Here is a 13,923-nt window from a genome sequence, read left to right on the forward strand (position 1 = left end):
TTTTTCTAAAAAACTACATCCACCTTGCACCCACTTTGCATCCACTTTTACGAAAAATATAAGAGAAGTCAAGCTATAAAATGAGTCGAAATTATATAGATTCGGGCTAAGTGCCTGATTTTATTAGGTAGTAAAAAATGATTTTTTAGTAAAATCAATAAGTTATAAAAAATGGTATAATATGTAATAATTTTTGATTAAATAGACGAGTTCAAAGGCTGTTGGTGTATCTGATTAGAAAATTCAATAATGAGAAATTCAAAGCTGCCTGGATGGGTATTTTTTTTAAGACAGACTAAAGGGCACCGGCTACGGTCTGGTGGATCTGATCAATTTTTTCATTCAGTTCTGCCTTGCTGCAGTTGGGAATATGCACCGGGGGATGAATGATCAGATCCACCGTACCCGGCATGAGATCCAGGGTATCAGAGGGTAGAATATGTTCTGAATTTTTAATCGTCACCGGTAAAACCGGCAGACCGGAAGTCATGGCAAAAACAAACGCCCCTTTTTTAAAGGGCAGGAGCTTACCCCTAGATCTTGTCCCTTCGGCGAAAAAAACTATGCTGGCCTTGTCTGATAACCTGTTTTTGGCCGCGTCTATGGATTCCACGGCAGACTTCCCATTGGATCTGTCCACATAAATACAGCCAAGAAACGTGCAGGCTGTCCCGAAAACCGGAATTTTTTGAAGTTCCGTTTTCATCACCCATTTTATAGTGAGCCCTGTAAACCCGTGCAGCACAGGGATGTCCACCATGCTTTTATGGTTGGCCACCACCACGTAGGACGCTTTGGGATTGTAATTCTGCCTGCCCTGAATTCTGACCCGTATGGGCGCAATGGCACAGAATATCCTGGCCCATATCACTGCCAGGGCATCAGCCTTGTCCGGGTTGAAAACAGCCCCTACAACGATGCAAATCAGCGCTATGACCAGGGTGTTTAAAAACATGGCCGGGATTACAATCATCCATTTATAGGGCTGATAAGCTATTTTGAATAAAGCGTTCACTCCTTAGTCGGATTTAGTGCTGTCCTGTTGTTCAATTCCCAGAAGTTTATTCGTATACGAAACAATATCTTCGGCTTTATAGCTGGTCAGGATGAAAGCATAGGGTGTATATGAACAAGATCCTTCCACATCCTGATGGTCATTGGTATTAAACAGATTTAGGACAAAAGTTCTATCGGTTTCAAGTAAAATTTTACATGAGGGCTGTATCTCCTTTAACCGGGCAGCCTTGTCATCATCCAAAAAGGACTGGCATTCAAGCTTTGATAGAGACGACAGAAGATCGGATATACTCCTTTGATCCGCAACAGATCCTGCTTCATTTTTCCAGATCGCTTCTTTGGGGGCCGCCTTTTCTGCTGTGGGATCCTTTTTTGTCTCGTCTTTTTCCTGATCTGTTGTTTTAAGGGCCTGGGCTTTTACCCAGGTGACGGTTTTTCCCTGCTGTTCCAATGTGATCTTTTTCACGCTGTCCGGGTCAAACCCGAGCACGTTTTTATCCCTGAAATCATCCGCCTCTCTGTCAAACTGGTTTTTGAAGTTTCCGTTGGCCTGGTATACGGTCCGGGTCTTGTCGTCTGACAAGTCATTCAGGCAGATAAATGTATGGTTGTTGCTGGGCGCTGTTTTGCCGATGACAAAGTCGCGCAGCACCTCTTTTCCGGCCAGGGCCTTGACCTTTACGGCATGGGGATCATCCAGTTCATACCTTGCAAGATCCTTGGCCTCGGATACAAGGGCGGACAGTTTCATCTCTTTTAAGGTGCCGAGCATCTGCTCTATATCATCCGGGTTTGCCGGAAATTTTTTGTCGGTAATGGTCCAGCCCTTTTCTCCTTTATCAAGGACCACCAGGCGGTCTGCCCTGGAAATTTCCACCCGGTCAATGCGGGTCGTATCCACCTTAGGAATCGTTGGCAGTTCATAGTGGACCTGCCCGTCCTTTTTAAGGCCGAGATAAGCGCTTAAACCGATGATCAATATGATTAAAATGATGTATTCTTTTTTCATAATGTTTCCTCCCGGATCAACCGAACATATGTGCAATTTTCTTTTTTTTCATGCTTCTGAAAAACCAGACACCCAGGCCGAACAGGAAAACCAGAACAGAAAGGCCAATGGTATTAAATCCCTTGATGATGTCTTTGGTTAAAGGATCGGTTTGGGCAATGGGGTTCAGGGTCTGCTGCTTGCTTCTCAAAAGGGCCGTGCCGTCATCTCCGTTGAGGTGGTCCAGGGCGTTGAGCAGGAAGGTTGCGTTGGTGGTGCGGCCCTGTTCGTCCAGCATGTTGTCGTGCAGTACCTGGGCACATCCGAGCACAAATATTTTTGCAGGTGCTGATGTTTCGATGACGCGGTTGCCGGCTTCAAGTCCTTGGATGTTTTGGGACGGGGCCCCGGATGGTTGCGGACCTTCAACGTTGTCTTTGTCCTGGGTGTCGGTTTCTCCGGCTTCCTTTTCAGGGACAGGTTTGCCTTTAAAATAGGATGTAAACTGCCCTTCCAGAAGATATGCCAGATCATAGGTGGACAGATCGTTATTTGTGGGGGGCGGGCTTAAAAACATGGGGTTCAGGTTAATGTTGTCTTCCATGAGCCATGCCTGGTCAGATGAAGACAAGAGCCTGACGGCACTGACCTTTGCCTCGTCCTGGCCGCCCTTGACATACTTGACCGGGGAGATCTGCATAACCACAAGGCCTTTGATGTTTTTCATGAACACGGGATCATTGTTGATGGCGTCGTCCTTGAGAACAGGCGCAAAGTAGATGATCTGCTCCCCGCCCCCCTGGGATTGGGGCAATGGCTGCGTGTACGCATTTTTGTCCAGCACATAGGCTTTTTGAATCTCCACGCCATAGTGGGCTAAAAGCTTTTCAAGGCCGGTGTCGATGGGGGCAAAAGAAGGCATTCCCATCATGCCGCCCCGGCCCTGCTGCTCTTCAAATGCATCGGCAAAGACAGCGATATTGGTGCCCTTCATCAGGGCCTGGTCAATCTGGAACAATTCATAATCTGAAAAATGCTGGGTGGGTTTGGCAATTACCAGGCAGTTGAGTCCCTGGGGAATGCCTTCATCTTTAAGGGGAATCTGTTTGATATTGTATCTTGATCCCACAAGTTGATCAAAAATGGCAAGACCGTTTCCGGCCCGGCCCTGCATCATGGCCATGCGGTCCGGTCCAAGGGTGGGGCAGCCATGATCGGACAGATACCCGATATCCTTGTTGATGCCGATCAGTTTTTCCATGACCGCTGTAATCTCTTCGCCAAGCCCCCGGGGATCCGTCATCTGATAGGTGGTGCCGATGATGGGAATCTCCACGGCCGTGATCAGGGGCAAAGTCCGGGTCTTGCCTTTATATTCCACCACAAGACTGGCTGTGCCGGCACCTGCCTTGATATTTTTTTCAGGCACGTCAGGCCAGTGCATGGCCATGAGATGATATTTCTTTGCAAGTTTTTCAAGTTCATCCGGGTCTGAGATATCCTTGGATTCAAACTGAAAAATACCCAGGTTTTTTCTGTTCAGCTTTTCCACAGTCCCTGCCACCTCATCGCCAAGATGCGGGAGTTCGTCCAATCCGATCAACGGTGCCAGGGCATTAAGCCCGGAGGACAGATACATGGTGATATTGATTTTATCGGTCTGGCGCAAAAGTGCAGACACCTTGTTGTTCAGCTTGCGGATGGCGCAGGTCAGCTCGTATTCAAGGCCGTCCGTGGCAGTGATGGCCGGGATTTTTTCTATGAGGTCCCCATGGAGAATGACCAGGCCCATGTAAGCGTTTTTAAATTTCAGCTCATCGTTTTCCATCACCCTGATCTGGACTGGTGATATTCCATAATCCCGGGCCATTTCACGGTTCTGGTCCGCATTGTCCCCCATGTCGGTTTCCTGGGATACATTATAAAAGGTAAAGTTGAAATATTGTCCGGCCTGGGCTGCGTATTCCGTGAGCAGGTCCCTTAAGTACCGTTCCGTATTATTGTGGGGGGCGGGCAGGTTTTTTGAGAAAAATACTTTGATGTTCAACGGTTCCGACAGGGTGGACACGGCCTGTTTGCTGGCATCGGACAGGGAATAAATTCGGTTGGCGGTCAGGTCAAATCTGAAAAACAGGCTTAATCCCGCCACATTCAGCAGAACGGTAACAACAGCATACAGGATAAATTTCAGATAATATTCTTTAAGGAAAGGCTTACCCATGGTGACTCCTTAATTTTTTTCTTTCATGGCAATGTCGGTTGAGAAAATGAAAATAAAGATCACGGATGCAAAGTAAATAAGGTCCCTTGAATCAATAATGCCCTTGGAAATATTTGTGAAATGGGCATTGGCACCAAGGTATTCCACAACCGGCACAAGGCGTTCGGGAACAAAAAACAGCATCCGGTCAATGATGGTCAGGGTAAAACATATGGCGCACCCGATGATAAATGCGATGATCTGGTTGCGGGTCAGGGCCGAGGCAAACAGTCCGATGCTGCAGTAAGCCCCGCCAAGGAGAATGGCCCCGAGGTAGCCGCCGATCACAGGCCCCGGGTCCAAACTGCCGATAAAGGAGATGAACAGCGGGTAGGACAGGGTGGGCACCAGCATGGCCGCGGCAAAGGCGCTTGCCGCGAAAAATTTGCCCAGGGCAATATGGGTGAAGGAGACCGGCATGGTTAAAAGGCTTTCATAGGAGCCCACGTTTTTTTCCTCGGCAAACATGCGCATGGTCACGGCCGGAATAAAAAAGGAGAAGGTTATGGGAAGAAGGGCGAAAAAGTCCCTCAGGTCGGCACGTCCGTAGAGGAAAAAGGTGGAAAAGAAAAACCACCCCGTAACAATGAGAAAAAGGGAGATAACAATATATGCAATGGGTGAAATAAAATAGTCCTTAAATTCCTTTAAGGCAATGGTTTTGATCTGTGTCATGGGTTAAGCGCCCTCCCGTGTCAATTCGTGGAAAATTTCTTCAAGGGCTAAGGGTTGTCTGACAAGCTCGGTGACAATCCAGTCGGTTTTTTTAATGGACAGGTAAAGGTCCTGGCGGATGTCTTTATCTTCTTTGCAGCACAGCTCAAAACTGATGCCTTCACTGGCCGGTGTGTCTGTCACAGTGATGTCAAGGCCTGGATCAAAGGCTTTAAGGTGGGTAAGGGCTGCCGTTATCTCCGCATTGAGCAGCGTCAGGCGGACCACGCTGCGGTGCCGGGCATTTTGTTTTAAATGCTCGGTGCTGTCGTCAGCCACTTTTTTGCCCTTGTTGATGATGGCGATCCGGTCGCAGGTGGCTTCGGCCTCGGAAAGGATATGGGTGGAAAAGATAATGGTCTTTTCCCTGCCAATGCCTTTGATGATATCACGGATCTCTGCGATCTGGTTGGGGTCAAGGCCCGAGGTGGGTTCGTCAAGGATCAGGATATCCGGGTCGGACATCAGGGCATGGGCCAGCCCCACCCGCTGGCGAAGGCCCTTGGACAGATTGCCGATGGGCCTGGCCATGATACCGGAGAGCCCGCACAGCCGGCCTAATTCTTTAAACCGGGACAGCCTGCGTTCAGGGTTATCCATCCCTTTAAGCCGCGCCACATAATCCAGGTAATCATATACCAGCATATTGTGGTACAAGGGTGCGGATTCAGGCAGATACCCGATCATGGATTTTATTTCCAGGGTGTGCTCGGGCATTTTAAGTTCATTGATCCTGATGGTGCCGGATGTGGGGGTATAAAATCCTGTGAGCATCCTCAATGTGGTTGTCTTGCCTGCCCCGTTGGGGCCGAGAAGGCCAAGTATCTTGCCGGGTTCAACGGTGAGGCTGATGTTGTCAACCGCACAGAAATCACCGTAATACTTGGTCAGGTTCTGAACATCAATCAATGTCTTCTCCTAAAAATCTTCAAGTACTTTGCTTTTTTCAAGGAACGCATCCACGTCCCCTGCTGTTCGTTTCATATGGTCTATCAGTTTTTCAAGATGCCGGCAGAAGGGGTCGTCTTCGCCTAAAGCCATGGCCGATTCCCGGTAAAACAAAAGAAATTCGTTGAAACGGGTCTCCAGATTACCGGCCAGTTTTTTTCGTTCTTCATGCCTTATTTTTTCAGACTGGATAACGGTTTCCAGTTTTTTGATGGAATACTCAACCAGCGCATCCCGGGGCATGTTATATGTTCCGGAGATGGTCGTCAATGCCTCAATGGTCTTACGGCTGAGCACAAAGGTTTTCTGCTTTCTGTCCAGTTGATTGAATTTGCGTATCCGGATGGTCTGGGCCAGTTGATCCAGGGCTGAATGATCTTCAATGATGTGATCAAACAGGGATTTCTGCTTGATGCCCATGTGGACGGCCACAAGGCCGATGGCATCAATGGCTTTCTGGGAAAGTTTAAATGTTGCCCTGACCGATTGTTTACCCCTTAAATCAAACATGGACAGTTCAGTAAAGGGGGCATTGGATTTCGCCATGAGTTCTCCTTTTCGGGACGCTGTATTATTCTCGCTTTGCTACCCCAAAAAGTAATACAGATTTATAATGTCCGCGTATATTAGCTTAAAAGGCCAGCCGGATCAATGGTTAATGGCTGGATGATCAAAATGTAATTTAGTTTCCGGATTTGACGGCTGTTTTTATAAGAAACTGGAGACAAGAGACAGGAAACAAGAGGGCGAAGCGCCTGGGGCGCCTATTTTAAGTGCGTATGGTTGGTGTTTTTAGTTTCATTTTTTTTTGTGGGCTTGCGGCCCATGGGGGATATAAAAAATTTCATGCGATTGCCTTACCCTGAAAAAAAAATCAAGTGGATCGAAATGTTGCGGCCCGGAATCGTTGGTTCCGGGCCGTCAGGTAAAGCACGACTGCTCTCATCATTCCGGTGCCCTGGGATCCCTTTGGGAGCGGACCGGGCATCAGGCCGCAGGGGGCTTATTTCTTGACAAGAGGCGCCAGGGTTTCGCTGAAGAAATAGGCCGGGGTGTTTATGGCCTCCTGTTCCGGTTTCGGCTTCCAAACGCCATATCCATCGGGCATGGCATCATTTCCCAGGCTCCAGACCATCATGCCGCCGAACTGTTTGCCGTCAATTCCCTTTTCGTTTTCGTAAATCGCTTTAAGGGATTTTGATATCTGATCCACCGCCTCATCCCACCCGGCTTTGTCTTTCCTGAAGTTCCATACATTCCCGTGAACGGTTCCGGCGCCTGCATTTGCCGGTATGCCGATGAGAAGTTTTGTGTTTTTATTCACTTTCCCTTTTTTTTCCAGGCTGTCATAAGCTGCCGCCACAATGTCGGGGTCGGATTCATTCACAAGCTTTCCGCCGTCAAGGGGGTTGGGGTATGTGAGTGCAACGCCGCTGTTGTATGCCTGCACAAAGATGGCATCATATACACCCGTGGTAAAATCCCACTCTACGCCCGCCGCGGCCACGTAAAGGCCGGGATTATCCGAACTGCCCGCAAGCTGGGGTGCTGCCGTGATAAAGTAATCTTTGCCAAATTTCTCCCTGAGCATATCCGCCAATGTAACAAGGCCCGGCGCATCCGTGATATTTTCGACGTCAAAGTCAACTCCGTCAACGCCTGCCGTTTTTACGGCATCGTACAGGTTCTCAACAGTATCACCGTTTATTTTAATATTGTGGGCATGCTCTCCACCGATTGAAAGCAGGTTTATGGTCCCGCTTTTTTCCATTGTAATCATCTTTTTGATTTGATTTAGCTGATCCGCCCCGATCTTTCCGTCATCATCGGCAAAACCGAATACAACAACACTGTATTCCGTAAGCTGTTTTGGGGTGATTGACGCCACCGCGCCTACAGAAGCAAGGTCAATATACCCGACCATTGCATTTTCAGGCCACTTCCCGGAATTGATATTGGTTTTTTTATACGCATGGGGATCTTCTCCGCCGACACCTATTTTAAAAGGAGCGGAATGGGTTGCGCCGTCGGCATTTGACAGCACAACCATAAGGGTCATATTCTCTTTTGTAATCCCGGTGACGGTAAAAATGCCCATCTGGATACCCTCGGGATTGTCATTATCCACGGGTTTCTGCTCCGCGACGTTTTCTTTGTCTATCAGGAGTACGGCCTTATCCCCCTTCTCCCCGTAATATGTGTCCCACCTCACGGTAAGTGTCTGGTTTTCAAGTTTCGTTGCCCAGCCTGCGATGACCGGTTTTGCCGGTGCAGCGAAAAGCACGCCTGCAAAGCATGTCAAAAAGCATGTCAATAAGATTCCTAAAAGTGAAAACATGACCATTTTTCTCATTTTTCGTCTCCTGTTTTTGTTTTGGGCGGCCCAGCCGCGTCATTGGGATAGATCAACTGCCTTAGATGCAGATCTAAAAAACAATTTATCATCAGTCTCGCCTGTTGAATGGCCGGGACGTATGATTTACAGAAAAGTTTCTCTTATTGTTGCAGCAGTTATTCCGGCAAGCGGAATTATGGATAAAATTGTGTTGAACAGAAGTCTCAGTATGATGCCGGATATACTTATTTCGATTATTTTTGATTTATAACCCCTGCCGGAAAATGGATCAAGAAAAAATTGAAGCTGGTTTCATTCACTGGAATACAATGCGTTCCAAGTTTGGAATTGCTGATCTTTTAGACTTTATCTTGACAAACAGCGTGTTACTGTCCTAAATGAGGAGAATCAAAAAAAATGATTTTTAAATAATTAAATGATTTTCAAATAATTAATCGGTAAGTTTAGCTGATAAATCAAACGATCATTTGTAAAACACAATCCTAAAGGAATTCAGATGTTAGATCTCACCGTTGTGTTGCTTACATACGCAGGCGTCAAGATTTATGAAAAATTTATAAAAGACGAACCTGGAGAAAAACAGGCGGCTGAGAACCCTTCGGAAGAACAGCACCGGGATGAAGAGAAAATCTTAGATCCGGAAGTGCCACTGGAAGTGCAAACGGATCAGGAAGATCTGCCCCGGCCCGAAGATCCCAGGGCCCTTGCGAAACAAAAGCGGTCCCACTACCAGCAAATGAGTGCGGTCACCCTGGGCACCGCTTTCTTACGCTATATATCCCCCACCTTTACGCTGGTCAATATCGCGGCTTATACCTACACCATGCTCCCCTTTTACCGCCAGGTGGAAACGGCTGTCAGGCAGCGGCTTCTCAAGGACGGCAAGGTGGACACCCACCTTCTCATGGGGATCGGCAACCTGCTGCTGCTGGGAACGGGCCGTTACATCACGGCCGGTATCGGCCTGGGATTTGTCTATGTGGGGGACGCCATCCAGGCCAGGGCGTCGGAAACAGCGGAGAAAAAACTCACCGGCAACCTGGTTGACACTCTTTTCGACCCCCATCAAAAGGTCTGGATCGTCAAAGAGGGGGCCGAGCTGGAGAGTTCTCTGGAAGCGGTGGGGCAGGGCGATATCCTGGTGATCCGGGCCGGAGAAACCATTCCCATAGACGGCCAAGTGGTGTCGGGCATGGCCAGCGTGGATCAGCACGCCTTTACCGGCGAATCCTATCCGGTTGAAAAAGGCATCGGAGAACCGGTATTCGCCTCCACCCTGGTCCTCACAGGCCAGGTCCACGTGAGGGTTGAAAAGTCGGGCCGGGAAACCACCATCGGCCGGATCAGTGAAATTCTGGATAATTCTCTGAAATCCAAAACCGAGCTGCAGCTTCGCGGGGAACAGTGGGCGGAAAAGGCCAATCTCCCGTTCCTGGTCATGGCCGGTGCCGGACTTGCGGTATTTGGCCCGGTGGGGGCCATGGTCATTCTCAGCGGCAACACGATCCAGGCCATCCGCGTGCTGGCACCCCTGGCCACCCTCAATTACCAAACCGTGGCGTCCCATCGCCAGATTCTGGTTAAGCAGGGGCAAGGCATTGAACAGATCAGCGCCATCGACACATTTTTATTTGATAAAACCGGCACACTGACCGACGGTGACCTAGAGGTCCGCACCCTGTTGTGCGTCCATCCGGACTACGGGGAAAAGGATATCCTCTTTTATGCGGCCCTGGCCGAACACCAGCTCACCCATCCCATTGCCAAGGCCATTGTCCGGCATGCCAGGGAAGCCGGAATTACCGTGGAAAACCTGGACGATATCGAATACCGGCAGGGGTTCGGCATTGTGGTCCAGTACCGGGATCTCACCATCCATGTGGGCAGTGCCCGGTTCATGGATGCCGAAGGCATTCCCCTGACCCGGCAGACCATGTCCAGGCAGGATGAGATCCATGCCCAGGGCCACTCCCTGGTGATGGTAGCCATTGGCCGCCGGGTCGCGGGCCTTATTGAACTTGAGGCCAGGGTGCGCCCTGAAGTCCTGATGGTCTTCAGCACCTTACGGCAGAAGGGCATCCAGCACATCGGCATTGTTTCCGGCGACCATGCAGCACCCACCCGAAAGCTGGCAGAAGCGCTGGGAGCGGACAGCATTTTTGCCGAGGTGCTGCCGGAAGACAAGGCAGATATCGTCCGCAAGTTCAAGTCCGAAGGGCACACCGTCTGCTTTATCGGCGACGGGGTCAACGACGCCATTGCCATGCAGCAGGCCGATCTGTCCATATCCCTGCGCGGGGCCACCACACTTGCCACGGATGTGGCGGACATCATCCTCACCGATCCGGATCTCACCCATTTGTGTGAATTGCTGAAACTGTCCGGCCAGCTGGAAAACAATCTCAAACGCAGCCTGGGAATCTGCTACCTGGGCATGGGGGTTGTACTGCTGGGCACCCTTTTGGGCCGGATCGATATTCTGGCGGCCATGGGCGTCCATTTCGCCCTGGGCACCGCGGCCATCGGCAACGCCATGATGCCGCTGGCCGGGATGAAAAAAAGGCCATCCCAACCCACCCGGGAGGCCCCATCCGATCCGGCTCCGTCAAAGCCCATCGTAATTGTCGGGGCCGGCGCCGCCGGTACGGCCTGCGCCCTGGCCGCAGCGGCCCAGGGTGTTGATGTCCTGGTGCTGGAACAATCCGAGCAGCCCGGCGGCATAGTGGCCCACACCTTTATCCATACCCTGGGCGGCCTGTTTGATGACCAGGGTGAGTTCCTGAACCCTGGGCTGCCCGTGGAACTTGCAAAACGGCTCAGCCAGGCCAGCCCGCTTACCCGTAAACGGCGCATCGGAAAAAATTGGACCTTGAGTGTGGACCCGGAGGTCTACGCCCGGGTAACCCGGGAGTGGATGGATGAGTACCCCGGCATTGAGATCCGGTATAATCAGCACATCACGGGTGTTTCGGTGGCCAACGGAAAAATTGAATCCATAACCGTCACCCAGGACGGCGACACCTACACCTTGACCCCCCATACCGTCATCGACACCACAGGCCGGGCCGACATTGTCCGGCATGTGAAAAACATGGGGGATACGGTTGATGGCGAGGTTCTGGCCGGGATGATTGTCCGGCTGCGCGGGGTTGCGCCGAATGCCGTCACCTTCCCCAAAAGCGTAGGGCTGCTGATTCGCATCCGCAAGGCCGCGGAACGCCGGGAACTGCCGCCGGAATGCGGCACCATCTGGCTGGACAGCGGAGTCTATCCGGATGAGGTGTATGTAAAATTCAATCTCAAACCCGCCGATTTTAACCAGGCCCGCATGGACCGTGTAACAAGTGATCTGCTGGCCTTTCTCCAGACCCTGCCCGGGTTCAGCCAGGCCGTCATAGATGCCGGCGGGCAGCTTGGGATTCGCAACGGACACCAGGTCCAGGGCGATTATACGCTCACCGAATCGGATCTCAAAAAAGGCCGGCGTTTTCCCGACGCCGTGTGCCAGGCCTGCTGGCCCATTGAATACTGGGACCCGGAGCAGGGGGTGAGCCTGGATCACTTCCCGCCGGGCCACCGCTATGACATCCCGCTGTGTGCGCTAAAAATCAGTGGACTGGACAACTTATTTACGGCGGGTAAATGCTTTTCAGCCGAGCCCCGGGTCCAGGCGTCGGCAAGGGTGGTGGGAACCTGCTGGGCCATGGGCCAGGGACTTGTCAACGCGATTATCAAGGAGAGGGAGACTGCGTAAGCCATGTCATTGAACCTAGCCGACCTGTTTTTCCGACAGGCTGATGAACAGCCGGACCAGCCCGTGATCCTGGGCCCCCGGGACCATGACCGGGTTACCTATGGCGATTTTTGCCGCACCATCCAGGGGCTGGCAAAAACGCTTCAGGGCTTTGGGGCCGGCAAAGGGATGAACATCGGCCTGCACTGCCCCAGCGGAGCGCAGTACATTTCCCTGACCTACGCCATCTGGGCCTGCGGAGCCGCAGTCACCCCGATTCCCATGGAGCTGGCAGAGGAAGAAAAACAGCAGATACTGCACCATATCGCCATTGACGCCATCATCTCCACCGGGTCCTCTGGTGCCGGAAGCAGCCTGTTTGCCCCATTTGCCCGGGGAGAGGCCATAGCCCTCACGGAACAGGCCTGGTTTTTTCCGGTCAAACCCCAGCGGGAACCGCCGCCTGAACTGGATAAACTGAATCCGGCCTTTATCCGTTTCACCTCGGGCACAACCGGTGCGGCCAAAGGCGTGGTGCTCTCCCACGACACCATCCTTGCGCGGATCCAGGCCGCCAACCAGGGGCTTGGCATCGGACCTTCGGACCGCATTGTCTGGATGCTCTCCATGGCCTACCACTTTGCGGTCTCCATTGTGGCTTACCTGAGCTTTGGGGCCACCATTATTCTGCCTAAAAACGCCTTTGGCGTCAGCATGTTACAGGCCGCCACCCGTCACCGGGCCACCATGATCTACGGGTCCCCCACCCACTACGAGCTGATGACCCATGACCAGAGCGGGCAATCCCTGCCGCGGCTTCGCCTGGCAATCGCCACCACCACCCGCCTGGCTCCGGAACTTGCCCAGGCTTTTTACCAGCGCTTTGGCCTGCCCCTGAACGAAACTTACGGTATTATCGAAATTGGCCTGCCTGCCGTGAATCTTGACCAGCCCTGGGAAAAACGGGGGTCCGTGGGTAAGCCGCTGCCGGCTTACACCGTCAGACTGGCCGGGCAGCCTGACGGCGATTCAGGAGATAAGGCCGGAGAGATCCTGATCAAGGGTCCCGGCTTGCTGGATGCCTACTACGACCCCTGGCAACTCCGAAACGCCATTCTTCAACAAAACGGCGGCTGGCTGGCAACCGGGGATCTCGGTGTGATGGACGACCAGGGATTTCTCACTATTTCCGGGCGCAGCAAGGAGATGATCAGCGTGGCAGGCATGAAATTTTTTCCCCAGGAGGTGGAAGCGGTACTCATGCGGCATCCGGCTGTTCTGGAGGCCTGCGTGTTCGGCATCAAGGCCCCGCGGCTGGGAGAAACGCCCATGGCCCTTCTGGTGCGGGCCAACGACGCCCAACCCACGGATGACATTGCTCTGAAAGCCCATTGCAGCAGGTACCTGGCCGGGTACAAAGTTCCGGTCCGGTTCCAGTGGGTGCCTTGTCTGGCCCGCACTGCCAGCGGCAAAATCATCCGGAATGCCGCCAAACTGATGAATCGGTGAAACCATGACCTTACAGACTGGTCCAAATGATCTTTTAACCCTAACCCTTAAAATCTTAAATACGGATATATGAACCTTCAGCAGACACTTCGCAACTACATTCTTGACAAATGCCTCAAAGGCCTGGCACCGGAAGGGTTTGACGACGATTTCAACCTGATTGACGCCGGTTTCATGGATTCCTTAACCATTATCAACACGGTCTCCCATATGGAAAAAGAGTACGGCATCACCTTTGATGACGGTGATATCGTGCCGGAACATTTTATGTCGGTCAATGCCCTGGCCGCATTTGTCCGCGGGAAGCGCCTACAGGCTCGTTAACCGGTCAAAAATCAATGTCCTTAACTTTAAGGAGACTCTTATTAAAACCATGAAGATCATGAAGGACATGAAGA

Annotated in this window: 11 protein-coding genes; 4 read left to right on the top strand and 7 right to left on the bottom strand. The window is 51.5% G+C overall.

Annotated elements, in window-relative coordinates:
- Positions 1 to 295 precede the first annotated feature (295 nt).
- The 7 genes from Q366_RS05215 to Q366_RS05245 form a co-directional block, all read right to left on the bottom strand.
- Complete coding sequence (locus Q366_RS05215; RefSeq protein ID WP_035236953.1) at positions 296 to 1,015, bottom strand: lysophospholipid acyltransferase family protein; 720 nt, start codon at positions 1,013 to 1,015, stop codon at positions 296 to 298.
- 3 nt (positions 1,016 to 1,018) lie between these two features.
- Positions 1,019 to 2,026: a DUF4340 domain-containing protein gene (locus Q366_RS05220; protein ID WP_035236954.1), complete on the bottom strand. Its 1,008-nt coding sequence runs from the start codon at positions 2,024 to 2,026 to the stop codon at positions 1,019 to 1,021.
- Between the two features lie 16 nt (positions 2,027 to 2,042).
- The gene (locus Q366_RS05225) at positions 2,043 to 4,226 is read right to left on the bottom strand and encodes a Gldg family protein (RefSeq protein ID WP_035236955.1); all 2,184 of its coding nucleotides are present in this window, start codon (positions 4,224 to 4,226) and stop codon (positions 2,043 to 2,045) included.
- A 9-nt stretch (positions 4,227 to 4,235) separates the two neighbouring features.
- Positions 4,236 to 4,940 (bottom strand): ABC-2 transporter permease, encoded by a 705-nt coding sequence (locus tag Q366_RS05230; RefSeq protein ID WP_035236956.1) that lies wholly within the window; start codon positions 4,938 to 4,940, stop codon positions 4,236 to 4,238.
- A 3-nt stretch (positions 4,941 to 4,943) separates the two neighbouring features.
- Positions 4,944 to 5,888: an ABC transporter ATP-binding protein gene (locus tag Q366_RS05235; RefSeq protein ID WP_035236957.1), complete on the bottom strand. Its 945-nt coding sequence runs from the start codon at positions 5,886 to 5,888 to the stop codon at positions 4,944 to 4,946.
- A gap of 9 nt (positions 5,889 to 5,897) precedes the next feature.
- On the bottom strand, positions 5,898 to 6,473 hold the full coding sequence (locus Q366_RS05240; RefSeq protein WP_035236958.1) for a hypothetical protein: 576 nt from the start codon (positions 6,471 to 6,473) through the stop codon (positions 5,898 to 5,900).
- Between the two features lie 457 nt (positions 6,474 to 6,930).
- Entirely contained in the window at positions 6,931 to 8,280 is a 1,350-nt protein-coding gene (locus tag Q366_RS05245; RefSeq protein ID WP_035236960.1) for a glycosyl hydrolase family 18 protein, read from the bottom strand.
- Here Q366_RS05245 and Q366_RS20750 point away from each other — a divergent pair.
- The 4 genes from Q366_RS20750 (at position 8,264) to Q366_RS05260 (ending at position 13,849) form a co-directional block, all read left to right on the top strand.
- Positions 8,264 to 8,533 (top strand): hypothetical protein, encoded by a 270-nt coding sequence (locus tag Q366_RS20750; RefSeq protein WP_084691722.1) that lies wholly within the window; start codon positions 8,264 to 8,266, stop codon positions 8,531 to 8,533. The two genes, Q366_RS05245 and Q366_RS20750, sit on opposite strands and share 17 nt — an antisense overlap.
- Positions 8,534 to 8,779: 246 nt before the next feature.
- Positions 8,780 to 12,037: a heavy metal translocating P-type ATPase gene (locus tag Q366_RS20055; protein ID WP_051957831.1), complete on the top strand. Its 3,258-nt coding sequence runs from the start codon at positions 8,780 to 8,782 to the stop codon at positions 12,035 to 12,037.
- Positions 12,038 to 12,040: 3 nt separating this feature from the next.
- On the top strand, positions 12,041 to 13,525 hold the full coding sequence (locus tag Q366_RS05255) for a class I adenylate-forming enzyme family protein (protein WP_035236962.1): 1,485 nt from the start codon (positions 12,041 to 12,043) through the stop codon (positions 13,523 to 13,525).
- 69 nt (positions 13,526 to 13,594) lie between these two features.
- Positions 13,595 to 13,849, top strand: a complete 255-nt coding sequence (locus Q366_RS05260; protein ID WP_051957832.1) for an acyl carrier protein — start codon at positions 13,595 to 13,597, stop codon at positions 13,847 to 13,849.
- The last annotated feature ends 74 nt before the right edge of the window (positions 13,850 to 13,923 follow it).

Source organism: Desulfobacter vibrioformis DSM 8776 (assembly GCF_000745975.1).
Lineage (GTDB): Bacteria > Desulfobacterota > Desulfobacteria > Desulfobacterales > Desulfobacteraceae > Desulfobacter > Desulfobacter vibrioformis.